25 protein-coding genes and 1 riboswitch are annotated in these 24,495 nt (G+C 45.2%); of the genes, 5 read left to right on the top strand and 20 right to left on the bottom strand.

The window, feature by feature from the left end:
• Positions 1-49 precede the first annotated feature (49 nt).
• Positions 50-146: riboswitch (purine riboswitch) on the bottom strand.
• Between the two features lie 227 nt (positions 147-373).
• Together AC58UU_RS26520 and AC58UU_RS26515 are read left to right on the top strand one after the other, a co-directional pair.
• Complete coding sequence (locus tag AC58UU_RS26520; protein WP_029196201.1) at positions 374-574, top strand: cold-shock protein; 201 nt, start codon at positions 374-376, stop codon at positions 572-574.
• 65 nt (positions 575-639) lie between these two features.
• Positions 640-840, top strand: coding sequence for a cold-shock protein (locus tag AC58UU_RS26515; RefSeq protein ID WP_082562262.1), 201 nt, complete (start codon positions 640-642; stop codon positions 838-840).
• 231 nt (positions 841-1,071) lie between these two features.
• On the opposite strand, the gene AC58UU_RS26510 is transcribed toward AC58UU_RS26515, so the two are convergent.
• The 10 genes from AC58UU_RS26510 to AC58UU_RS26465 all read right to left on the bottom strand — a co-directional run bounded on the left by AC58UU_RS26510 (position 1,072) and on the right by AC58UU_RS26465 (position 9,681).
• On the bottom strand, positions 1,072-1,452 hold the full coding sequence (locus AC58UU_RS26510; RefSeq protein ID WP_497320150.1) for a YflT domain-containing protein: 381 nt from the start codon (positions 1,450-1,452) through the stop codon (positions 1,072-1,074).
• 56 nt (positions 1,453-1,508) lie between these two features.
• On the bottom strand, positions 1,509-1,673 hold the full coding sequence (locus AC58UU_RS26505) for a DUF1328 domain-containing protein (RefSeq protein ID WP_029196203.1): 165 nt from the start codon (positions 1,671-1,673) through the stop codon (positions 1,509-1,511).
• A 103-nt stretch (positions 1,674-1,776) separates the two neighbouring features.
• Positions 1,777-2,340 (bottom strand): DUF1003 domain-containing protein, encoded by a 564-nt coding sequence (locus tag AC58UU_RS26500; protein WP_497320148.1) that lies wholly within the window; start codon positions 2,338-2,340, stop codon positions 1,777-1,779.
• Between the two features lie 714 nt (positions 2,341-3,054).
• Positions 3,055-3,945 (bottom strand): CheR family methyltransferase, encoded by an 891-nt coding sequence (locus AC58UU_RS26495; protein WP_497320378.1) that lies wholly within the window; start codon positions 3,943-3,945, stop codon positions 3,055-3,057.
• Positions 3,915-6,698 (bottom strand): CHASE3 domain-containing protein, encoded by a 2,784-nt coding sequence (locus tag AC58UU_RS26490; protein WP_497320147.1) that lies wholly within the window; start codon positions 6,696-6,698, stop codon positions 3,915-3,917. Before AC58UU_RS26490 ends, AC58UU_RS26495 begins: the two co-directional genes overlap by 31 nt.
• 100 nt (positions 6,699-6,798) lie before the next feature.
• Complete coding sequence (locus AC58UU_RS26485; protein WP_497320146.1) at positions 6,799-7,608, bottom strand: PPK2 family polyphosphate kinase; 810 nt, start codon at positions 7,606-7,608, stop codon at positions 6,799-6,801.
• A gap of 12 nt (positions 7,609-7,620) precedes the next feature.
• Complete coding sequence (locus AC58UU_RS26480) at positions 7,621-8,388, bottom strand: sigma-70 family RNA polymerase sigma factor (RefSeq protein ID WP_497320144.1); 768 nt, start codon at positions 8,386-8,388, stop codon at positions 7,621-7,623.
• A complete protein-coding gene (rsbW, locus tag AC58UU_RS26475) occupies positions 8,385-8,843 on the bottom strand; it encodes an anti-sigma B factor RsbW (RefSeq protein ID WP_497320142.1) in 459 nt (152 codons plus the stop codon). The genes AC58UU_RS26480 and rsbW (AC58UU_RS26475) overlap by 4 nt, the downstream gene beginning before the upstream one ends.
• Positions 8,840-9,211: an STAS domain-containing protein gene (locus tag AC58UU_RS26470; protein WP_497320140.1), complete on the bottom strand. Its 372-nt coding sequence runs from the start codon at positions 9,209-9,211 to the stop codon at positions 8,840-8,842. The genes rsbW (AC58UU_RS26475) and AC58UU_RS26470 overlap by 4 nt, the downstream gene beginning before the upstream one ends.
• Before the next feature lie 14 nt (positions 9,212-9,225).
• Positions 9,226-9,681: a DUF948 domain-containing protein gene (locus tag AC58UU_RS26465; protein WP_497320138.1), complete on the bottom strand. Its 456-nt coding sequence runs from the start codon at positions 9,679-9,681 to the stop codon at positions 9,226-9,228.
• A 167-nt stretch (positions 9,682-9,848) separates the two neighbouring features.
• Here AC58UU_RS26465 and AC58UU_RS26460 point away from each other — a divergent pair, with 167 nt between their 5' ends.
• Positions 9,849-10,307 carry a Dps family protein gene (locus AC58UU_RS26460; protein ID WP_497320136.1) on the top strand — a complete coding sequence of 153 codons (459 nt, stop codon included), beginning with the start codon at positions 9,849-9,851 and terminating at the stop codon, positions 10,305-10,307.
• 420 nt (positions 10,308-10,727) lie between these two features.
• On the opposite strand, the gene rsbW (AC58UU_RS26455) is transcribed toward AC58UU_RS26460, so the two are convergent.
• The 7 genes from rsbW (AC58UU_RS26455) to AC58UU_RS26425 all read right to left on the bottom strand — a co-directional run bounded on the left by rsbW (AC58UU_RS26455) (position 10,728) and on the right by AC58UU_RS26425 (position 18,043).
• A complete protein-coding gene (gene rsbW / locus AC58UU_RS26455; RefSeq protein WP_497320134.1) occupies positions 10,728-11,162 on the bottom strand; it encodes an anti-sigma B factor RsbW in 435 nt (144 codons plus the stop codon).
• Positions 11,159-11,491: an STAS domain-containing protein gene (locus AC58UU_RS26450; RefSeq protein WP_171644424.1), complete on the bottom strand. Its 333-nt coding sequence runs from the start codon at positions 11,489-11,491 to the stop codon at positions 11,159-11,161. The genes rsbW (AC58UU_RS26455) and AC58UU_RS26450 overlap by 4 nt, the downstream gene beginning before the upstream one ends.
• 130 nt (positions 11,492-11,621) lie before the next feature.
• Positions 11,622-12,311: a hypothetical protein gene (locus AC58UU_RS26445; protein ID WP_497320133.1), complete on the bottom strand. Its 690-nt coding sequence runs from the start codon at positions 12,309-12,311 to the stop codon at positions 11,622-11,624.
• Between the two features lie 30 nt (positions 12,312-12,341).
• A complete protein-coding gene (gene glgD, locus AC58UU_RS26440) occupies positions 12,342-13,496 on the bottom strand; it encodes a glucose-1-phosphate adenylyltransferase subunit GlgD (RefSeq protein ID WP_497320132.1) in 1,155 nt (384 codons plus the stop codon).
• A 141-nt stretch (positions 13,497-13,637) separates the two neighbouring features.
• On the bottom strand, positions 13,638-14,822 hold the full coding sequence (locus AC58UU_RS26435) for a glucose-1-phosphate adenylyltransferase (RefSeq protein WP_497320130.1): 1,185 nt from the start codon (positions 14,820-14,822) through the stop codon (positions 13,638-13,640).
• A 7-nt stretch (positions 14,823-14,829) separates the two neighbouring features.
• The gene (gene glgB, locus AC58UU_RS26430) at positions 14,830-16,734 is read right to left on the bottom strand and encodes a 1,4-alpha-glucan branching protein GlgB (RefSeq protein WP_497320128.1); all 1,905 of its coding nucleotides are present in this window, start codon (positions 16,732-16,734) and stop codon (positions 14,830-14,832) included.
• A 175-nt stretch (positions 16,735-16,909) separates the two neighbouring features.
• A complete protein-coding gene (locus AC58UU_RS26425) occupies positions 16,910-18,043 on the bottom strand; it encodes a PP2C family protein-serine/threonine phosphatase (protein WP_497320126.1) in 1,134 nt (377 codons plus the stop codon).
• A gap of 262 nt (positions 18,044-18,305) precedes the next feature.
• Between AC58UU_RS26425 and AC58UU_RS26420 the strand changes: the two genes are divergently transcribed.
• Together AC58UU_RS26420 and AC58UU_RS26415 are read left to right on the top strand one after the other, a co-directional pair.
• Positions 18,306-18,722, top strand: coding sequence for a YtxH domain-containing protein (locus AC58UU_RS26420; RefSeq protein WP_497320124.1), 417 nt, complete (start codon positions 18,306-18,308; stop codon positions 18,720-18,722).
• 65 nt (positions 18,723-18,787) lie between these two features.
• Entirely contained in the window at positions 18,788-19,201 is a 414-nt protein-coding gene (locus AC58UU_RS26415) for a hypothetical protein (RefSeq protein WP_497320123.1), read from the top strand.
• 614 nt (positions 19,202-19,815) lie between these two features.
• Here AC58UU_RS26415 and dgoD read toward each other — a convergent pair.
• The 3 genes from dgoD to AC58UU_RS26400 form a co-directional block, all read right to left on the bottom strand.
• A complete protein-coding gene (gene dgoD, locus AC58UU_RS26410; protein ID WP_497320121.1) occupies positions 19,816-20,964 on the bottom strand; it encodes a galactonate dehydratase in 1,149 nt (382 codons plus the stop codon).
• A 79-nt stretch (positions 20,965-21,043) separates the two neighbouring features.
• Positions 21,044-22,660 carry a response regulator gene (locus tag AC58UU_RS26405; protein ID WP_497320119.1) on the bottom strand — a complete coding sequence of 539 codons (1,617 nt, stop codon included), beginning with the start codon at positions 22,658-22,660 and terminating at the stop codon, positions 21,044-21,046.
• The gene (locus AC58UU_RS26400; RefSeq protein WP_497320118.1) at positions 22,657-24,411 is read right to left on the bottom strand and encodes a sensor histidine kinase; all 1,755 of its coding nucleotides are present in this window, start codon (positions 24,409-24,411) and stop codon (positions 22,657-22,659) included. The genes AC58UU_RS26405 and AC58UU_RS26400 overlap by 4 nt, the downstream gene beginning before the upstream one ends.
• Positions 24,412-24,495: the final 84 nt, after the last annotated feature.

The raw sequence follows: 24,495 nt of genomic DNA, 5'->3' as shown, positions 1-24,495 counted from the left end.
CTCAACGTAAATGAGGAAACCAAAAAAATCCTAACAACAAACACAATATATGAGCATATATTGTGTTCGTAGTTAGGATTTAGGTTCCCAGTAGAGCCCCCGAACCGAATTATCGAGGTTATACGAACTATGAAGTTGTGTCTATCGGCTTACAATTAGCCCCAGTATAGAGCAGAGAATGGCGGTACGTCAATATTTATCGATGTAACGACCTTGTGATACATTTTTCGATAAATGAATTTTTAGTAAAAATGGAATAAGCTCCCCTATAAATGGATATATTATCAAAGCTGCGTTAACAAGCTATCGGGATCTACGTGGTCTTCGGAAACAGTAGCGCAGGCACAAATTATTGTTGGAGGTTTTTGTATACATGGAAACAGGCACGGTTAAATGGTTTAATGCAGAAAAAGGTTTTGGTTTCATTGAAATGGAAGGCGGCAAAGATGTCTTCGTTCACTTCAGCGCTATTACTGGGGAAGGCTTCAAAAGCTTGGATGAAGGCCAAAGCGTACAGTTTGAAGTTGTTCAAGGTAACCGCGGACCGCAAGCTGAAAATGTAGTCAAGCTGTAGTCCTTCACCACATATTGCTTTAACTGCTTGCGAGTCTGAGTCTACTATGACAAGGAGGAGTTCGATTGTACTTTTCAAAGAAATCGTTGGAACCTGTCCCCGAGGAGCAAACCAGCATCTGGACCTGCAGCACAGAACAGTGCTCATGCTGGATGAGAGATAATTTTTCATTCGCTGATAGTCCTGCATGTCCAATTTGCAATTCATCCATGGTCAAGGATTTAAAGATGCTCCCAACCTTATCGAACACAAGCAGCAGGCGATGAATGCAAGAAGGTAGCAATTGATTTCACGAGAAACCCTAGCGTCTTCGAATGGAGGCGTTTAGGGTTTTTTGTTTTTATTTTTTCATGAGGCAAGGATACACGACTCCGTCGTCCTTAGGGACGAGCGCGTTTGTCAAGGTAGATGCGAAGCAAAAGTATAAAACTTATACTTTCTTATCTACACAGAAAAGAGACTCCTTGAAGGAAGGAGTCCCTTTTTTCATCCCTTTATCATAAAATAGTGCGTTGAAAGTCTTCGCCATTATATTCTCTAACCTCGTTTGAAGGGGTAGCCAGAACAAGGATTTTTCCTTTATCCAACTCGCCTTCCAAACGACCGGCCTCCACATCAGGCACACCGAGTGCCCTCATCTTCGCCCGCAGCTCATCGCCGCGAGAACGGAACAGATTAGCGATCGACGTCAGCACCCCCTCTTCCGCTATGGTGATCTGCTCAGCGCCCGTATAGTTAGCAACGTAATCAGTACCTTCAGCACTATGCGTCAGCACATAAATATGCTCTCGCTCAAAGCCTTCTCTGTACAATTGCTGCACTTTATTCTGTGCCTCTTGAAGATTCGATGTCACACTCACTCTGGTATAAGTATTCATGGTATTTCCTCCTCTTTGGCTATTATTTATTGGGTTAGTGATGTATTAAACTTTTGCTAAAAGCCTCTTCGTCTTCCGAAAATCAAGGATACGACGAACATAATCAGGAATACGAAGAATAAGACTTTGGCAATCCCTACCGCTGCCGAGACAATCCCAAAAAATCCAAAAACACCGGCTACAAGCGCAATGATTAGAAACATAATTGCCCAACCTAACATAGGAAACACCCTTTCTTATCATCGGATATTGGTTGTTCTTGCTATGTTATCTATTAACCACTTCGCCTAGTAATGAAACACTTTTCAACTGAAAAATAGGATCTCATCCATTGTTTTCTTCTCTTTCAGCTTGCCGTGTTAAGCCCATCTGTTCAATTCTTACCAGCCTTTTATCTAGACGTTCGAGCAGTACCTTTAACTCCATATTCTCTTGTTCGGCTCGGTAATTGATCGCGAAATCAAGGATCGCCTCCTGCTTATCTCGCGCCGCTTGACGATTCTGACTCATCAGAATAACCGGTGCCTGCAAAGCCGAAACGCAAGATAGAATCAAGTTAAGCAGGATAAACGGCGGTTTATCAAATGCGAAGCTCATCAGATTAATGATCATCCAAATGCCCAAAAAAGTGCAAAACAGCACTATAAATGTCCAACTGCCGCCAAAAGAGGCGATATGATCAGCAAGACGATCAGCCCTTGAAGACTTCTTCTCCTGCTGTTCAATCAAATGGGACTTAATATTCCCTTGATATTCATTCACCATGGCCGTTATGCGATCTAACTGGTCATTATCTAGCTTGGTGCTCGGATCGTTGTCCAGTTCCTGAAACAACTTCTCAGGCGTGCAATCGTCTGTAGATTTCTTCTCATCGATATCTGTTTCCATTCGTTTCCCTTCTTTCTGCTCTAAAGTACAAGCTACTTTATATGTAAACGTTCCCCGCTGCTGATGAAACAACTCTTATTTTCCCAACAATAAAACCATAATCAGCATGCGAGTTGGGTTGGGTTGGGTCGAGTCGAGGATATAGATAGCAGGACTCTGAGCATTGTAGGGGGATGTGGGTCCCTATTACCTGTATAGACCAGTGGACGTGCTCCGTTATGGGGGTTGTAGTAAAAAGGAGAGTGCGAGGGCAGGTAAATAGATATGATTTTGTTCAAATACATATGAACAACTAAAATCTCGGTACTAAGCTGCTGATCTGAGGCTGACGGGGAACGAGGATCCACTATTTCGGTTAATATGTCGATATCGAGCCCATATGCGGAACGTGGGTACGCTATTTTGGTGTTTTTGCAGTTTTACACTTCTGAATCATGAAATAGCGACTCCTCGTTCCGCGAAACCATGAAATACGCGGTTTCGAGCGAAATAAGGTATCTACGTTCCGCAGAGGTTGGCGCTACGCGATTACACGTACGGGCATTGTATCTTACGCGTCTGTTGCCGAACAGAAAGATGCATAAAGCACAGCAAACTTAATCGATTTAGTTGTACTCCCCGCAGAAATCCCCATTATTTGCTCGCGTAGAATAGACTCCGCCTCCCCCCTATTCAAAACAAAAAACACTCTCCAACGGAGAGTGTCCAGCAAAATTATCTCTTACGATAAATTCGTTCCTGCGGTACGAAGTCATCATATTGCACACCTTCAGGCACGAAAAGGATGGATTCTTTTTTTCCTAAGCCTAGGTATCCACCTGGAATTAAACTGCCATGAAATAGGCTGTGCACTTGCTGCTGCAGCTTCGTATCGAAATAGATCATGACATTGCGGCACAGGATGACATGGAATTCATTAAAGGAGCCGTCCGTTACGAGATTGTGCTGTGCAAACATCAGATTTTCTTTCATCAGCGGCTGAAAATAAGCATATTGATGGTCTGTTGTATAGTATTCGGAGAAGGCTTTGGTCCCGCCAGATTCCAAGTAGTTCTTCGTATAGACCTGCATCTGCTTCAGCGGGAAAGCGCCCTTTTGCGCGCTCTCAATCGCTTTCTCATTCATATCCGTCGCATATATCTTCGTTCTCTCGGCCAAGCCTTCTTCCTGCATCAGGATCGCCATCGCGTACACTTCTTCTCCGGTCGCACAGCCTGCATGCCAAATCCGAATCTCAGGATACTTCCTTAGCTCGGGAACTACCTGATTACGAAAAGCGCTGAAAAAGCTTGGATCTCTGAACATTTCTGTCACTCGGATCGACATGTCGTTCAGTAATTGTTCCACGAAGCCGGGTTTGTGCAGGACTTTTTCTAGCAGCGCTGTGATGGATGGCAATTTCTCTGCTTTCATGCGATTGAGAATTCTCCTGCGTAAGGATGAGCGCACATAATGGCGGAAATCGAACCCATACATTTGATATAGGCCTTCCAAGAGCAGATTAATCTCGATATTTTGCAGCTCATCGTAGGGCAGTTCTTCTAATTCCGAGTAATTATCTAAGGACTGGCGAATCAATGTTTCTTCACCTGCTTCGTCAACCATACCCGCATAAGCGAGAATAGCTGATCCATATTCAGCGGCTTGGTGATATAGTCGGAAGCGCCGGACTCCAGACATTTCTCTTTCTCACTCTTCATTGCTTTCGCCGTTAGTGCAATGATGGGTAAATCGTTCAGCTGCAGCTGACCGCGAATCGCTTTCATCGCATCATAGCCCCCCATGACCGGCATCATAATGTCCATTAACACAAGGTCGTAGTCGGAATCTACGGATAAAAGCTCCAGGGCATGCTTGCCGTGATCAGCAATCTCCACGGTAACTCCCTTCGTCTCAAGTGCTGTGACAAGCGCGAAAACATTACGCGCATCATCGTCTACGAGAAGCACCCTTTTACCGTGAAACAATTGCGAATCAGAGCTTATGGGCTCAGCCATTTGCTGGTCTGCTATTAAGGCACTAGGTTCCGTCGAAACTGTTACAGTGGTATCTAGTTTCAATTCCTCTATAGCTGCTGCAATTTCCCCCCGCGGATGATCGTTCTCTTGGACCTCAGGCTCCAATTCACGCGCATTAGGCATATAGAGGGTGAACGTGCTGCCCTTGTGAAGCTCGCTTTTCACGACAATGGATCCACCAAGCAAACGCGTAAACTCGCGGCATATCGATAAACCAAGTCCCGTTCCGCCGTATTGACGATTCGTTGTACCATCCACCTGCTGGAACGCTTCGAAAATAACCTGTTGCTTATCGATCGGGATACCTATTCCGGTATCTGTAACCGAAATAGCCAGTACGGTTTCTTCCGGATCTCTATGAAGCAGCTCTTTGACTCGGGAAGGGTCAGCGAGCGCAATTTTCATGGTTACAAAGCCTTGCTCAGTAAATTTAAATGCGTTAGATAACAGATTCTTCACGATTTGCAGCATGCGTTGGCCATCCGTCAAAATCACATTAGGCACATTAGGCTCCAAAATGACCTCGAAATCCAGCCCCTTCTTATCCGCTACGGGATCAAACATCAGCTTCATTAATTGCGGAATTTCGGTCACATTGACCTCGTCCGTCATAATTTCCATTTTACCCGCTTCTACTTTGGATAAATCAAGAATATCGTCAATCAGCGTGAGCAGATCATTGCCTGCGGCATAAACGACACGCGAATAATCCACAACCTCCGACATTTGTATGTCACCGTTATTTTCCGCAAGCATTTGCGACAAAATCATTATGCTATTGAGCGGTGTTCGCAGCTCATGGGACATATTCGCTAGAAAATCGGACTTGTACCGCGAACTCGTCTGAAGCTTAAGCGAGAACTCTTCCAGCTCATCTTTTGCTTTCTTCAACTCTAACGCTTTCTGCTCCGCGAAATGGTTCTGTTCCTCTAGGAACTCATTCGTCATCCGCAGCTGTTCTTGCTGCATCTGGAGTTCTTCAGACTGTGTCTGCAGCTCTTCCGATTGTGCCTGCAATTCTTCCGTCAACATCTGTGACTCCGAAAGCAGACGCTCTACTTCCATTCGGCTTCGCACACTCGTAATCGCCGTTCCGAATTTCTCTTGCAGCGAATCGACCAAAGTAAGATGCTTCGATTGGAAGGGTTGAAGTGAAGCTAATTCAATAACTGCCTCTGCTTTGCCTTCCACCATGATAGGAGCAACCAATAAGCTTCGAGGTGGGGAAACGCCTAAACCTGACGTTAGTTTAACATGGTTCTCCGGAAGATTGTCCATCAGGAAAATCCTCTTATCTATGGCACATTGACCGACTAAGCCTTCCCCTAACCGAAAGCTAGCAGTTGAGGGATCCACCCCGGATGCCGCATACCCTGCTATTTTCACATACCGAGTCTCGCCCCCAGCGTTATTACGGAGGTAAACAACACCATAGACGGCATCCAGCATAGGAGCTAGCTTACTCACGAAAGTTTCACTCAATTCCGTGATATCGCTAATCCCCTGATACAAAGTTGATACTTCGGTTATATTGGTTTGAATCCAGTTTTGCTTGTCTAAGCTTGCCAGCAAATCATTCGTTGCTTCTGCCAGCACTCTTATCTCGTCATTGGTTCTCACTTCAATTCTTGCGTCTAGATTTCCTTCAGCAGCTGTAATATCTCGAATTGTCTTAATAACTCGATTGATCGTGCTAGTTATTGAATTGGACAAAAATACAGCCACCAGAACCGCAAAAATAGAAGTAATGCCCAAAACGGTAAAAAGCACAACTCTAAGATTATAGTTGCTTTTTGCTAATTGATCGACTCTTGCAGCCGTTAACTGCTGTTCAACCCTAAGAAAGGAATCAAACTGCGTGCGCAGCTGATCCATCAATTTTTTTCCTGAGTTTTGTTTAAAAAAATCATTAATGGCTGCAGTATTGTTTTCTTTTTTCAACTTAACAACGTTATCGCCAGCATTCTTGATCCAGTTCTGAATCGTCGGTTTGATCTGCTCCAAACTTTTCTGCTGTGCAGGATTATCACTTATTAATAAATGCAGCTTATTATAATTATCGAGCCATGCTCGGCTGCCGGCCTCATAGGGATCCAGGTACTGCTCATCCCCTGTAATGATGTAGCCTCGCATCCCCGTTTCCATATCGGTCATGTTTTTCTGTATAACGTTAAGGAGATCGCGCACTTCAATATCATGCGTGGATATGTAGTCTACTTCCTTCTGAAGAGAGGTTATTCGATCACTCACTACTAAGAGGGCAGCCCCTAAACATAGAATAATACAGACATATCCTAACGTGATTTTCGTCTTTATGTTGATAGGAATAGATTTAAACATGTGTGCCTCCTAGTACAGTTCGTAGAGAATGTTATGTTAACATTCTACTATTCTCACTATACCACATTAAGAGAGCTAGAGAGATAGTTTGAGCTTGCTTCTATAACTGATCAAGTAACTGATCGAGCTCCGGATCGGATTCTGGATAAGCTAAATTCATGCTTTCCAACACTTCTACAGCAATTTGCAGAACGGCCCAATCTCGGTACCAGCGATGATTAGCAGGCACGATATACCACGGAGCAGAAGGTGTGCTGCACTGCTTAAACACATCTTCATAAGCCTTCTGGTATTCGTCCCAGGATTCTCGCTCCACGAGATCATTCTTGTCGAATTTCCAACGTTTCGTTGGATCCGTTAGCCGATTCCGCAGCTTTGCAAGTTGAAAATCCTTGGAGATATGCAGGAAAATCTTAACGATTTTCACACCGCTGCTCTCCAGCAATTTCTCAAATCGATTAATGTGTTTGAATCGCTTTTTCGCTTCTGAATCACTAATCGAGTTGTGTACTCGGGTTATCAGTACATCCTCATAATAAGACCGAATGAAGGCCCCGATCATTCCTTTCGCAGGCACAACCTTATGAGCGCGCCACAAGAAATCATGAGCCGTTTCCTCTTCAGTAGGCGTTCTGAAGCTGCTTACTTGAAAGCCCTGTGGATGGAGTCTTCCGAGCGCACGCTTAACGACGCCGTCTTTGCCGCTGCAATCCATGCCCTGAATCACAAAAAGAACAGACTGTTTCTTCTCGGCGTACAGGATATTTTGCAAGGTTTCTAATCGTTCGCTCAGACGTTCTATATTCGGTTCGGCCTCTTCACGATCGTGAAGGGCTCCGGTTTCATTAGGATCAATGCTTTCTAAGCGTACTTTCTTCCCGTACTCCAATTGAAAATGGTTGCCCGGCATCGGGTAGCCTCCTTACGTGCTCTGGTTTAATACAGTCTTCAGCTTATCAATCGCCCGTTTCTGAATCCGGGATACACTCATCTGAGAAATCCCTAATTGGTCAGCAATGTGCCTTTGCGATTGTCCTTCATGATAAATGAGACCAATAACCGTACGTTCTTCCTCTTTCAAACAAGTCATCGCCTCTTCGAGATCCATACGTCTCTCGAGGGTTTGAAAGTCATCCGTTGGACCGGCGATCATATCACCAATCGTCGCACTATCCCCATCACTCGTGAGCGGAGTATCCAATGATGTGTAATTATAATAATCGCGGCCTGCTAGAATTTCAATCGTTTCTTCCGGACTCAGCTCTAAATAAGCCGCAATCTCATCGATACTCGGCGAACGTTCGAACTTCACAGTTAGCTCATCTAGGGCACGCTGGACAAGCGAACCTTTCTCCTTAATTCGTCTTGGAACCTGTATGTACCATGACTTGTCACGCAAATAATTTTTCAGGTGACCAATTAAGCTTTTCATTGCATAGGCTTCAAACGGAATCTCCATGGTGCTATCATACTGTACAAAAAGCCGCAGCATCGACATCTGTCCAACTTGAAATAAATCCTCATATAAATCAGGACGGCTCCGCGACATCTTACCTACTGCCATACGAACAATGGGTTCATAGTGCAGCAGCAGAGCCGTAGCCGTCTCTTGACATGAGGTTTCCCGATAAATCTTCATTTTCGAATACATTTCATATAACGGTTTCGAGGATGATGCATTCGCATTCATACCATTTCCTCTTTTCTATTCAGCTGGCTTGCCAGTTGCTTCGTCAGAATAACCTCGGTTCCTTTACCGCTATGCGTCAATACTTGTACATCATCCATTAAAGCTTGCATCAGGAACAAACCTAGTCCCCCCACCGTCGCTTCACTGATGGATTTATGGTGCAGCGAGGCAGCTTCGGCATCTGTTTGAACGTAATTAAAGCTATTGCCTTCATCCTTCACAGAAATTCTCAAAAAGCCGCTGCTGTGCTCAAATTGAACCTCCACGGTTCCTGACTGGTCATGAGAGTAAGCATGCAGGATCGCATTGTTGCAAGCTTCTGCCACAGCAACCTTCATGTCTTCAATTTCTTCGAAGGAAAAGCCCGCTTTGGTGGCAACGCCATATAAAGTGAGTCGAACAATATCTAGATATTCCGCCTTTGCCGGTATCGTAAGGCCAATGTATGGGCTCATATGATTTCTTCTTTCCTTTCTGTTACACCTTGGTTTTGACTTTGGTCTTCACGATCTACCAAATAGCGGGCAATGCCGGTTAGTTCGAATAATCGCTGAACTTTGGCAGGAATGTGATGTATATGGAAGGCTGCCTTCATCGCAGCTCTCACTTTAAGCACGGAGACAATCATACCAATTCCGGTACTGTCAATATAACGCAACTCTTTTAAATCCAACGTTAGAATCTCATTTCCTTTATGAACGACCGAGTCAAGCACTGTGGCTAACTCCGATGCAGCAGATAAATCAAGTTCTCCACTTAAGTATATGATATTTTCTTTCCCATTCGATTGTTTGTAGACAGTAAATTTACGTATAGCGTTCACAAGATGACCCCTTCCTATTTCGTAATTCCAGTTTGCGGTGATTTCTTGGCTTTCATTTTTTGCAACATCTCATACGAGATGGCTACTCCTTGCAAAATCGTCTTCCATTTCGTACTAAGCGGCTGAGTTTGTTGGGTTAAATTCGTTTGTTTAACTGCTGTGATTAGGCTCGTAGCTGATTGTTTCACCGACGATGTTAACTCGTGAATCACTTGCCCTACATCGTTAACCGAGCTGAACAAATGATTAAGCTTCGACAGCTTCACACGCACATCTATGGCCATCTCATTGGTATTGAGAATAACGTCCTGTACTTCCGAACTGATCTGTGTGACCTCATCCTTCATTTGGCCCATCGTTAATGTGATCTCATCTAATGAGTTTTTCAGTGATTTCAAAGTTTGAATCAAATAGAAGACAAGGAACACAAACGCAACGGCTGCAATGATCGCACTAATTTGTACTAACATTTCAATCACCCCTATCTGCTTAATTACTTATTGCTTACCCCTGTTCTTGGCATCTGAAACAATTTATGCAGAAATTTTCGATTTACTTTCCTTTCTGTTTCAAGAGGCATAAGGCAGGGTACATATACGTATGCACAACTATACCAATTAAGTGGAGGGATTTTACAATGGTCAAAGCTGCAACGAAAGCAAGTCCGATTACAGAGATTCTTGACAAGCAGGTCGCTAACTTTTCGGTTCTTTATATGAAGCTGCATAATTATCATTGGTATGTGAAAGGCGAGAATTTCTTTACCCTCCATATCAAATTCGAAGAATTATATACAGAGGTTGCCTTGCATCTAGACGTTATCGCGGAGAGAATGCTATCTCTTCGTACGATTCCGACAGCAACCTTGCAGGAACATTTGGCCACAGCGTCCATTAAGGAAGCTAAAAATGAGGAGACGGCTGAGCAAATGGTGAAGCAGCTGGTGAGTGATTTCACCCGCATTTGCTCGGAGCTGACTGAGGGAATTGAACTTGCTGAAGAGCAAAAGGATCAACCGACAGCCGATCTGCTCATCGGGATTCGCGCATCGCTTGAGAAGCACAGCTGGATGCTGGATGCGTATCTTGGCAAATAAAAACACCGGCTTAGGCCATACTTGGTCGTGAGTGTGTAATGGTTGGTGCAAGTAAGTTATGGCGCCCAAAACGTATCTTCATTCTTTTGCTTATCGTGTACTTGATGTACTTTGTACAACATTAAGCAATCTAATCCGCGTTTTCCGTACGATTGTTGCAGAAAATACAACAATTCCAGCCTAAAGTAGCTCTACAGCCTACAAAAGGGATTAATTGTTGTATAAACTACAACATCCTGAGTTTTTCAAGAAGTAATCAAGGAAATTGTTGTACGTTGTACAACTTGCCTATCTGATTGGCCATTTTCCTAAGAACCAGAAAACAAAAATCCAGGAGAATATATTCTCTTACTGAGAGATCATGCTTGTATCACACTCTCACCTAGCTTAACAAAAAACCACGGATCGGCGGTTTTCCCGTCAATCCGTGGTTTTGTTTTGGACATATTTGACGAGCGTGACTTCGGTTCCTCGGTCTGTGTTCACGATAACCTCATCCATCAGCGCTTGCATGAGATAAATCCCGAGGCCTCCAGACTCTAGCTCGCTGGGCGAAGCCCCTGAAAATGGCACCGTATGCTCGTCGCGTTCTTGATAATTAAAGCCTGTGCCATCATCTTTCACTTTCACAGTCAATCTGTCGTCTCCGGGCTCATAGCTAATTTCGATTTGCCCACTGCCACTCTGCGGTTCCCCGTGAAGTACAGCGTTGTTGCAAGCCTCCGAAACCGCTACCTTCATATCCTCGATATCTTCATAAGAGAAACCTAACTTGGTAGCAACCCCAAAAAGACTGAGTCTTACGATATCCAAGTATTCCCCTGCCGCGGGTATTTGTAAACGAATCACATTCATGCGCTTCCTTCGATCCCTTCGTTCAGGAATCCAGAGATTCCCGTAAGATCAAACAGCCGCTTAATGCCGGCCGGGATATTACTGACCGTGAACGGCGCTTTCAACTCATCCCGAATTTTCAATGCCGAGACTACAATACCAATCCCCGTGCTATCAATATACCTCAACTGCCCCACATCGAGAATTAACGCCTTATCCGCCCGATGAACAACTGCTTCGAGCGCATGACGGAACGTTAAGGCCGCAGCCAAATCGAGCTCCCCACTGATACGAAGCTGTATAGATTTCTCCAATTCTTCCTGATCAACTTGGAACTTCTCTGCTGACATCAGCCACACTCCCTTACGTTATTCTTTCTCTAAATAGTAACAAGCCTCTACCTTTTACACAAGCTTTGCCTAAAATAGGATGATCTCCCTGCATATGCCTTCAAGCTGACCATAGGGCCAGCTGCAGACATTAGGTACTTGAAAGATGATAATAATCGATGGATATCAGTTCTTGTGTCTCTGGTTCAATAAAAAGCTTAATTAATGCTTCTCTCCGCTGAAAGACGATACCGTCCTCCGCCACATAATCGGGTTCTCCTAGCAGCCGCTTCACATCCGTTATCGTCAACGGAATCCGTTGATCATTGATTTGAACGTGCCCAACCTTGGCTGGAATTTGAACAAAAGTCACGATATCATCTTGGAAGCCAATATTCATATCCGGGTATTCATACGTAAAGGCTTCTACAAAGTTGGGATCCTGGACAAACGTTAGTGGGTACCCTTTCTTGGCAATGACTGACTCTGTATCATCATAAAGTGAGATTCCCTCTAGGCTATTGAGCATAGGAACCAATGAGTTAGCTTCAGCTACCTGTAAATTAACACTACTATCACTGCTAGACTCCGCTTGGACAGCGGCGAGAGTAGGCGGCAGGACGGGGACGAAAGTGTTATCTGATCCTTCCGGATTCAGACTGATGATCTCCGGTGAAAGGATAATCTCAGGTTCACCGATTTGTTCAGAAGTTGTCCATCTGACGATAATCATCGCTAGAATAACGACTAGTAAGAACAAAGCTAGCTTATAGACACGGCTGCGGTAGCCTGTCATGTGTGTTAGCAGCTTAGCACCTTTATCACGTAACATTACGTTCATATCTGATCCTCCTACTCTCGCACCTTTGGATTAGATCACTTCACTTTTCTCAGCCACAAAGGGGTGTGCGTACTGACCGCATAACACGGCCCCTTGCTCTACTACGACCTGCTTGTCCAAAATAACTCGGTCCAAATACACGCTTGCTTCAATTGCACAGTCATGCATGATGACACTATTCTTAACACTGGCGCCTTTGCTTACCGTCACACCTGGAAACAAGATGCTGTTCTCCACATAGCCTTCAATCTGGCAGCCATGAGAGACGAACGAATTGCGGATCAGCGCGTCATGGTTACAGGCCGTTTCTTGTTCTTCCACTTTCCGCGTATAGACAAACTCTTGATTAATCATGAATTGCTTCCAGCCTTGCGGTTGCAGGAGATCCATGCTGTGCACATAATAACTGTCTATGGAATCCATAATCGCCATATACCCATGATTGGCATAACCTTGTACATGAATATCGGCCAGATGAGCCCAGATGACCTCTTTCAGATAGATCTCGCTTCCGCGCTTCAAGCCTTGCTCAATAAGACTAATCAGTAGCTTCCGCTCCATAACCATCGTATCCAAATCGATATTTTGCGGTGTTATGCATGGCAGAGCGTGATAAGTGGGAGAGGCGCTGATAACGCGTCCTTGATCATTCATCTCCAAGTTGTAAGCGTGACCAATATGCGCATGACGGTCAATTTCAGTCAAATGCTTAAAAAGGACTGTAATTTCTGCGCCGCTGCTGAGGTGATAGTCGACCATATTTTCGAAATTAGAGCGATAAATAACACTGCTAGGCGCTAGTAAAATATAGGTTTCGGTGCACGACTTTAAATAATCGAGATGACTGTATAGATGAAGGAGGTCGCCATGGTCGAGGGTCCGCGTATCACTCGCGGGATCAATCCATAGGGAGAAAGGAGGGAGAATTGAGACCCCTCCTGCATCCGAAGCATCTAAACCCCAGTGATGCCCGTCACCCACATGTTCAAGCAGCGAATCCGCCTTCGAATTGGCCAGAACGACGACTTTCTGAATGCCCGAATTGCTCATATTGGAAAGCGCGAAATCGACCAGTCGATACCGACCGGCAAAAGGCACAGCAGCGACACAACGATTGCGTGTAAGCGTTGATAAATCATCCTGTTCATTCATGAGATTGATCATGCCAAGAACATTTTTCATCATACACTCCTCCTCAGAGTCTTGCTTTAGCAAGACTTGCATCGTAAGCATTAACTGAGTTTTGCGTTAGCAAAACTAGCTTCGTAAGCATTCACTGAGTCTTGCTTTAGCAAGACTTGCATCGTAAGCATTTACTACGTCCGATTAGCCGAAATTCAGCCTCGTATCCGTCAGCATAGCAGGTATCGCAGCTGGATAATGGCGTCCTACCACTGTTTTCTCACCTACTGCAATAATCTCTGCACCACCTGGCTTACCAACAATAGCTCCATCTTTAATAATGGATCCTTCTCCAATAACGGCATTAAGAATAAGTGCATTTTTTCCAATCTGAACGCCCGGCATGATGACACTGTTCAAGACTCTACTATTTTCTCCAATCCTAACGCCATCAAATAGTACAGAATGACTTACATTACCATGAATGGCTGCGCCGTCTCCTATCACCGCATTGTTCACTCTGGCATTTAGGGCGACATGGCTTTTCGGAAGATCACGCTCTTGGGTCAGCACAGGCCATGTTTCGTGATCCCATTGCAGCCTTGGCGTATAACCTAGTAAATCCATATGGGATTCCCATAGACTTTCGATCGTACCGACATCTTTCCAATACCCTTCAAACGGATAGGCGGATAAATGGGCCCCTGCAGTCAACAGTCCAGGAATAATATCATGACCAAAATCATGACTAGATGTCATATCTTTCGCATCTTGTTCCAGGCACGTCTTTAGCACATCCCAATTAAATATATAAACGCCCATAGAAGCTAGATTGCTAACAGGTTTGAGCGGTTTCTCAGCAAATCCGGTAATCCGGTGATGCTCATCCGTGCTCATAATACCGAACCGGCTTGCTTCTTCCCATCTCACTGGAATAACCGAAAGCGTTGCATCGGCACCAGAAGTTTTATGATGCTCGAGCATAGCTCTGTAATCCATATTATAGATATGATCACCAGAAATAATTAACACGTAGCTTGGATCATGTTTACGAAGGTAGGATATATTTTGATAGATGGCATCCGCTGTTCCCGAATAAGCATTCGGCGTGCCAGCCTGCCTCTCCAGAATGGAGATGCCGCCGCTTTCACTCGCCATGCCCCAGGCTTCCCCATTGCCAATATGGGCATGCAAAACAGCTGGCTTGTACTGCGTCAGCACCCCGACCGTATCGATACCGGAATTACGGCAATTGCTCAAGGTAAAGTCGATAATTCTATATTTTCCGCCAAAATGAACAGCCGGTTTAGCGATATTTTTAGTTAGAGGACCTAGTCTAGTACCTTCACCGCCAGCTAATAGCATGGCTACACATTCCTGCTTTTTCATAGTCATCTCATCCTTCCGAAGGAATATATTTGATTACGATTGCTGCAAGGGGAGGTATTGATACCGTTATGCTGTATGGACAATCCTGACATGTCCACTCTTCGGAGACTAACGTATTGTCGTTCGTCACACCCGATCCGCCGAATTCTTGCTTATCACTATTAAAGACCTCCTGATAACGCCCGGGCCTCATCACCCCTAGTCGATATCCCTCATGAGCCTCAGGCTTGAAATTACAGAGAATGACGAGCTGTTCATCGCCGTTTTCCGCGTTCCGAATGAAGGACACCAGTCCATCGTTTTTATCCTCAGCGTTAATCGGTTCGAAGCCGCTCGGTTCATAATCCAACTCCCATAAGGCTCTCTCCGCTATGTAGAAGTGATTCATCGTTTTTACAAAATGCTCAAATTGTTGATGTTCTTCGAATTTCAGTAAATCCCATTCCAGCGAAGCTTCCGAATTCCAATCATCGATCTGACCGAATTCATTCCCCATGAAAAGCAGCTTTTTGCCCGGATGACCCATCATATAGGTGTACAGCACTCGCAAATTAGCGAAACGCTGCCAGTTGTCGTCACCTGACATTTTACCGAGAAGGGATTTACTGGAATGAACCACTTCATCATGCGCATAGGGGAGAATATAATTCTCATCCCAAGCATTTAGCAGCGAATTCGTTAATTGTTCTTCCTGACTGCTGCGTTCTTCCTGATTTTTCTTCATATACGCAAGCGTGTTCCAAGTAAAGCCTAAGTTCCATTTGTAATTAAAGCCTAGTCCGCCATTCTCGACAGGAGCCGTTACACCTTGATAAGAGCTCGTATCCTCCGCCATCATCAGTGCATTGGGATACCTAGAGAATACGACGGCATTCAGCTTCTGGAGGAAGGCAATTCCTTCGAGATTCTCATCGCCGCCTTGTTCATTTACAATACGGTCCTCTTCTTCTCGATCAAAATTTAGCGATAATATGCTATAAACAGCATCCACTCTTAACCCATCAATATGATAGACATCCATCCAAAATAGGGCATTGGAGATTAAGAAACTAAGAACTTCCGGCTTCGCATAATCGAATACCTGTGTCCCCCAAGTAGGATGTTCACCTTTTCGGATGTCTGCATATTCATAAAGCGGTGTCCCATCGAATCGGGTCAAGCCGTGAGCGTCTTTGCAGAAATGCGCGGGCACCCAATCCATAATGACGCCAATCCCCTTCTGGTGGCAGCGGTCTACGAAGTACATGAAGTCCTTCGGTGATCCAAACCTGCTCGTCACTGAGAAATAGCTGGTTACCTGATAGCCCCAAGACGCATCCAGAGGATGTTCTTCTAATGGCATCAGCTCAATATGGGTATAGCCCCGTTCATGCACATAATCGACCAGCTCGTCAGCTAGTTCCACATAACTGTAGAACCCGCCGTCTTCCTTGCGCTTCCAACTGCCCAAATGCACCTCGTAGATCAGGAGCGGCTGTTGTAAGAATTGGTTTGACGTGTTGTTCGCCAGCCACTCCTCGTCCTGCCATTCATAACCTTCCAATGAGGTAACAATGGAAGCCGTTCCGGGCCGAAGCTCGGAATGAAACGCATAAGGATCTGACTTCAGATAGCATTCATCGTCTAATGTGACGATTTCATATTTATATAGCGTGCCTTCACCGAGTTCCGGAATGAACAGCGTCCATACGCCATCTGCTAGCGACATCTGGTGATTGCTGCCATCCCATCCATTGAAGCTGCCTGAAACGTTAACCTGCTTGGCATTTGGCGCCCAAACTGCGAAGTTAACCCCCATCTGACCGCTGCGCTCTTCCACATGGGAACCCAGAAAATGATAACTTTGATACTGCGTACCCTCATGTAACAAATACAAAGCGTCTGAACTGGCTTCCGATGCCAATGTCGCCATCCCAATTCCTCCCAACGTGTTGGACTCTAATACTCCTTATTACACGCCTTCGGGTCTATTGAAACAAAAAACGCACAAGTTTTATTCCCTATTTGGGATAAAACTTGTGCGTTTTTTCTTATAGACCATTCTTCGCCAATCGGCTGGCTGAAACGATGTTTTTCATCGTTAACTACTACGTCGTAATCATAACCAAGCACATATCGTCTTGCGGAGAACCCGTTTTGGCATAAGGATAAATACGCTCAACCAAGCCATCGGGATCGTGCGTCGTCGTCTCCTTCAAGCTTCCCATGATTTTGGTGATGCCGTCCTCCTGTTCATCATCGAGCCACTCCGACAGACCGTCAGTGAACAAGACAATTCGAGCATCCTTCTCATAGGGAATAACACCTTTGGTAATCTCAATCCCCTCAAAAAAGCCAAGGGCACAACAGCCTTCTGTCATTAATTTCACTTCACCATCCAGAAGGGCGATACCTGCAGGATGTCCGGCATTCACATACTCAATCGTACGTCGTTCCGTGTCGAGGACCATATAAATCGCCGTAAAATAGTAATTAATCAGGTTATCTGATTGATGCAGTTGATTCATCCGCCCATTCAGCTCACGCATCACGCCTTCCGGATCACAGATGTTCGTGATGGTATCCTTCAAAGCAGAGTAAATATACATGCAGACAAGCGAAGACGAAATGCCGTGCCCCATCATATCCAGCAAAATGATCCCTTGCCGATTGGGTCCAATCGGATACCAGGCATAGAAGTCACCCGCGAGCTCAGAAGAGGGCTTATAGACTGCGGAGATCTGGATGTGCTCATCCTTAATGGGGCTGCTCAGTACACTAAGCTGTACTTGTTTGGCCAAATCAAGCTCATATTTAATCCGCTTGTCCCGCTCTTTGTGCCAATCCTTCTCATATTTCAAGCGGAGCGTAGAACGAATACGCGCAAGCAGCTCCACCTTGTTAATCGGCTTCATCACATAATCGAGTGCTCCAGCATCCAGAGCTTCAGCCAGCTTATTGGAATCCCCCATCGCCGTTACGAAAATAATCGGAATATCTCGGAACCTTTCGTCGGCTTGCACCGTTCGACAAGCTTCCACCCCATCAATTTCCGGCATCATCATATCCATCAAAATCAAATCAACCGGCACTTCAACCGTGCTTGGCGAATCCATATCTAATAATTGATACAGCTCTCTGGCAGAAGACACCATAACTAAATCGGTGTAACCGGCTTTAAGCAGGATTTTTTCAATAATAAGTAAATTTGTCGCGTTATCGTCTACTATCACAATACTCATTGCTCAAACCCCTTTCGGGTAAAAGTTAGCGGAAACCCTCATCGTAGTTTACCATAATTTATTATCAAACATGTTGATCGTTTATTTTATTTACTACCCATTTGAAAAAAATTCAATCACAAGGATGCTCGGGCTTCCTCGCTTATATTAATGAAACGGAAATAAAAATGAGCTTTTTGTGTTTCAAATAAAAGAAAGAAGGTTACATCCTAGTATGAAGCATGGCAACACCACAACACCCAAACTAAAGGAGAGATGACTCATGAGTGAAGCAGTCGGAACAAACAAAGGCGGACTATTGTTAGGTTTAGTAATCGGCGGCGCTGTAGGCGCAATAACCTCATTGTTATTAGCCCCTAAAGCCGGGTCGGAGCTGCGTGAAGACTTGTCGAATACGTATCGCACGTTCAATGATAAAACAAGCCAATTGGCTTCCGCTGTAGGTCAGAAAACACAGGACATTGTCTCGACCGTAAGTGACAAAACACAAGATATCGCGTCAGCTGTTAGTGAGAAGACACAGGAAGTTGCTTCAGGAGTCAGTGAGAAAACAAAGGATATGGCGGGCTCCGTTAGCCATCAAGCATCAGAAGCCGTTGATAAGGTCAAAGAAAGCAAACAGCTTGTAGATGAGTCTTTACAGGCTGCCAAAACGAATTACCAAAACAATCAACACTAAGGGTATCACATAGATTCGTAAGGACGGATTAACGATTTCCGCTTGCTTGAAAGGAGTAGATTACGATGGATAAAGGCACCTTGCATCAACAGTTAACCGATTTGGGGTTGGAACGTATCGAGTACACGGAGAAATCGGTCTATAAATTCGATATTTATCACGATGCCACATCAGCTGCCTACCCGCTTACGTTAACTACATTCACCTCTGAGCATGGGAACACAACCGTTCATTTCCATGAAGCCGACTTTCAAGAGAACGAATTCGTTCCTCTGCAAGTTCGCCGGACGGCGCTGGACAAACTAATTGAATTAGAGCGACTCTGTAATGGATCAGCCAGCAGATCCTTGGCAGAAGCCAACAATGGCTCCATGGCGCAGGATATGGATGAGATGAAGAAGTTGGGTAATGAAATGAAGCATATGAAGACGAATAGCGAACTGCTGGAAAAGAATATGATTCCTGATCCGATTCAGTAGGTTAAGGATAAGCAAGTAAGCGTGGAAAACGTGCTTAATATGGAGCACCAGAGCAAATAAGCACGAAAACCGCGCTTACAGCCTGAACTATGCGAGCCGATGCCCGCCTACTGAGTCTGAGAATTCGGAAATCGACTTCTCGGCAGATCATCCCGCGCATCAAAGCTGATTAAGCGTGGAAAACGCGCTTAATCTGGAGCGCCAGAGCAAATAAGCGCGTTTTCCGCGCTTACAGCCAGAGCTATGCGAGCCGATGCCCGCCAACTGAGTCTGAGAAGTCGGAAATCGACTTCTCAGACAGATCATCCCGCGCATCAAAGCTGATTAAGCGCGGAAAACGCGCTTAATCAGGAGCGCCAGAGCAAATAAGTGCGAAAACCGCCCTTACAGCCAGAGCTATGCGAGCCGAAGCCCGCCAACTGAGTCTGAGAAGTCGGAAATCGACTTCTCGGCAGATCATCCCGCGCGTCCATGCAGATTAAGCACCATATCCACAAACTGCGAAAATCATAAATTCCTTTACAAAAACAAAAAGAGCCTCAATTCCATGAAAATGGAGTTGAGGCTCTTTCATGCTCTTTCATGCTCTTTCTTGCTCTTTCACGCTCTTTCACTTACCACTCGGCTACTGTACCATCGGCTTGACGCCAAACCGGATTTTTCCAATTATGACCAATTCCAGCCATCTCTCGTACTTTATCTTCATTGATCTCGATACCAAGACCAGGAGCAGTTAGATTGGCAACGAAGCCATCTTCATACTTAAATACTGAAGGATCTTTCAAATAATCGAGCAAATCACTGCCTTGATTGTAGTGAATGCCGAGACTTTGCTCCTGAATGAAAGCATTCGGAGAGCACGTATCCAGCTGTAGGCATGCTGCCAAAGCGATAGGGCCTAAAGGACAGTGCGGCGCAATTGCAATATCGTAGGCTTCCGCCATCGCGGCGATTTTGCGTGTTTCCAAGATGCCTCCAGCATGGGAAAGATCGGGTTGGATAATGTCCACGATTCCTTGGGCCAGCAGCTCTTTGAAGCCCCAGCGCGTATACATCCGCTCTCCCGTGGCAATCGGACACGAGGTGTAACGAGCGATCTCTTTAAGCGCTTCATTATTTTCAGGCAAAACAGGCTCTTCAATGAACATTGGCCGGTACTGCTCTAGTTCCTTGACGATGATTTTGGCCATCGACTTGTGCACGCGGCCGTGGAAATCGATGCCGATACCAACGTCCTTGCCGACGGCTTCACGTACCGCGGCAATGCGCGCAATAGCTTCATCTACTTTGCTGATGGAGTCGATGTAGTGCATTTCTTCGGTGGCGTTCATTTTCACCGCCGTAAATCCAGCTGCGACCTGCTGTTTGGCCGCTTGACCTACGTCGCTCGGGCGGTCTCCGCCGATCCACGAATAGACACGCGTCTTATCGCGGCAAGCGCCGCCAAGCAGATCATAGACAGGCGCATTGTAGAATTTGCCCTTAATGTCCCAGAGCGCTTGCTCAATGCCTGAGATTGCGCTGGTCAAGATGGGTCCTCCGCGGTAGAAGCCGCCGCGGTACAGTACTTGGAACATATCCTCAATCCGCATCGGATCCTTGCCAATGATGTGATCGCTCATTTCCATCACCGCTGCTGCAACCGTATCCGCCTTGCCCTCTACAACTGGCTCTCCCCATCCCGTAATGCCTTCATCCGTCTCGATTTTCAGAAATAACCATCTTGGTGGCACCTTAAACAGTTCCAACTTCGTAATTTTCATGATTATCGTCCTCCTCTTTCCCTTGTTGAATTCGCTGGGCAAGACCAAACTCCTCTCACCAATCAGCACGATTTGTTCGCTACGAATATTGATCTCGATACTCTTGCGGAGTCATGCCATAATGCTTCTTGAACGCATGGTTAAAGGAATGTGGGCGTTGATACCCAAGCTGTGCGGCAATTTCATAAATCTTATCCTGACCATTCTTCAGCAAGTACGCAGCTTTATCCATCCGGGCATGATTGACGTAGTCGCTTAAATTTTCACCCGTTTCAAGTTTATAGATCTTCGATATATAAACCGGATGCATGTACACATGATCGGCAATCGATTGTAAGGAGACGTCGCTAGCCAGATGCTGATCGATGAAAGACCTAATATCCTTGATCAGCGTTGCACGGCTGTCCTGCCTTTCTTGATCCATATCCTCCTTCATGCGATGTAAAGAACGAATCGACCATTCGCGCAGCTGATTCACCGTACGAAAAGGTATACCTTCCATCATTCGTTCGTAATCACCGCCAATGAGCTGATGCAGCTGTCGGCCATTCTTATGTGCAATATAAGCAAAAGCGGATGCTATCGAGAAATAAACCTCTAATAGATGTTCCTGAGATTCAGAAAATCTAACTTCCATTTCATCAAAAATCAGGGACAGCTTTTCCTCTGTATCTTCCCATCTTGCTGCTTCCAACAAATGATTAAGTGTTGGCGGCTCGTACAGCCTTTGCAAGGCTGATAGTTCGGTCTGAACAGACTCATCGCCAAGCCGCATGAACAGCTCGTGCTCACTCCCGATACGTTTGCGAAAGGCGCTAAGCGAGCTATTGTATAGCGCATTTATTTCGACCGGGAACTCGCCCCAACTGCTCAGAAGGATGGAAATTTTGCCTTTCAAATAATTGTTCACGGCTGATTGGAGATCAGCAGCCGTACGTTCCAGCCAAGCAGCGTCTTCCTTGTCGGATGTTTCCTGCTTATGCTTCATCACAAATACCAAATAATCGTGAGCATCCTTCGTATTCCAGCTATCGAATTTCTCCGCAAATAATTCGTCGGCCATATTGCTAATCGCATATTCCATTAACGACAAATGTCCGGTATCATATTCCAGAAAATCCGATTCCAACCTAACCATCATCAATACGCAAGCATGCTCATGGTAATCAGGGAGCTCTAGAATCTGCATTTTTTCTCGAAGTGAATGCTCCGATATTTTGTGCCCTTGAAGTAAATCATTCAATAAATTCCCCCTTAGCAGAGGGAGGTTTTCCTTGAGAGTATACGTAAGACGCTGCGTAGAGATGACGGTCTCCCATTCCTTCTGCAGCTTTTCCATCACCCGGCTTACAGTAGCCAGTAAAGCTTGTTCAGTGACAGGCTTGAGCAAATAATCCTCCGAACCCTGTAGAATCGCTTCTTTGGCATAGTTGAAGTCCGAGTATCCGGACAAGAGAATACACTTGGTCTTCGCCCAACGACGGTTGATCTCAGCAATTAATTGCAAACCGGAGATACCTGGCATCTGAATGTCCGTAATCACGATATTAATCGACATTTGTTCGAGCAGCTCCAGCGCTTCTTTACCGGAATAAGCCTTAAAAACCTGCTCAATCCCGATAGATGCCCAGTCAATCGTAGACTGAAGCCGATCCACGACATGCGCTTCGTCATCGACAATCAATAGTTGAATCATCGTTTTATCACCTCGGTGGCTAGATCACTCTCCTGCGAGTTGTGTTTCCAAGTCAGTACGGCCCTTAAACCACCGTCATGTACTCGTTCAAAAGTAAGTCCGGAGCCTTCCCCGAACTGATAATACAAACGGTGGTGGACATTCCATGTTCCACAGCCAATCTCATCAGACATTGGAGCCTCCAGCTGTTTAAGCAGCTTGTCTAAGCCCGCTTCATCCAACCCTCCACCGTTATCTTCAACAATCAGACGATTCCAACCGTCTTTCTGCTCACCCGTGATCGTGATTCGATCACCCTCTGCGCTGCGCTCAATTCCATGGACAATGGCATTCTCTACTAACGGCTGCAAAATAAGTCGGGGAACCCATTCGTCCAACATCTCTTCCGGCACATTTATCTCATATTTCAACCGGTGTATGCGGAGATTCTGAATCGTTAAATAATGGCCTACCAAATCAAGCTCATCTCGCAATCGCACGCTTTGTTTTTCGACTCTCGTCGTGTAACGGTAAAACTCAGCTAAATTCTGCGACATGGCTACGACTGATTCTTTATCTTCCATCTCTGCTGAATTGATAATGAAGAATAAGGAGTTATATAGAAAATGCGGGTGAATCTGCGATTGCAGCTGCTTCAAGGTCGCTTCACGTGAACGTATTTTCTCCGCATAAACATCCTCTACAAGCACTTGAATTTGCTCAGCCATCTCATTAAATCGCTGAATGAGGAAATCAAATTCATTTTTGGCTCTATAGACGATCCGAGCTGATAAATCGCCTCGCTTCACTTGCTGTACACTTTGAATCATCTTGCCAATCGGAATTTGCACGTTGCGATACAGCAAGAAAGAAGCCAGAATACTCATCACAAGCAGCAGAGCAATAGAAACATAAAACAATTTACGCGTCATGGTAATAGGAGAAAGTATCTTCTGCACAGGTACATAATCAACCAAGTACCAATCCAACTGTTCCGATTTGACAAAGCTGATCAAATACTGTTGATTCGCGATTTCAAATTGAACTTGGCCGGTAAGCGGTAAGCTTTGACCAGCCATTCTTTCATGAATTGTATGTGTAATCGACGGATTCGACGAGCTGTTGAAAACCGCCCTATTTTGCCCATCAACCAAAAAAGGATCGCTTCGTTTATCTTGCTTGTACACATCCAGCAGTTGAATCATATTCTGCACGCTGAACCTTACTTGATACAGCACATTAGCTTGACCGGCAACCTGGGCACGTATTGGCTCACTAATTTCCCTAACGAACGACCCTACCCCATTGTCACCCTTGCGTTCCTCATACGTCCATGTTCGCTTTATCGGGCTATCCCAAGGCCAAGTATCCGTCCCATTCACAAAAATACTGGAAGATAACACTTGCTTCCCATGTGGAATGGCAATGGTCAGTTCATTCACCCATCCACTGGATACACTTTGAAGGCTAAGTTTTTGTATAATACGCGACTGTTCTTTCAGCATGTCATAATCGGGCGACTCATTCCTGTCGATAAATTCCCTTATGTAAGGATCGCTGCCAAGAATAACGGGAGACATCGCTAATCGCTCCACGTCCCCATCCAATTGATGCATGAAGAAAGACAGCTGGTTTAAATTCGATGACTGAATCTGGTCTTGAACAACGTTATTCGTTATCCGATTCGTATAGCTGTAGAGCAGCACAATAGGGATAAGGAGTAGAACCAATAGAATGAGAATTTTGCTAAAAATATTAAGTTTATACGGCACGCTGGGCTCACCTTCCATGCTTCTGCTAAGCTTTCTAACTTAGAGTTAACTATACGAGAGAAGTCATGCAAAGAAAAGGCGACG

The organism is Paenibacillus sp. JT22N1 (assembly GCF_059692155.1).
The sequence above is the reverse complement of the archived record's forward strand: the minus strand, read 5'-3'. Positions and strand labels throughout refer to the sequence as shown.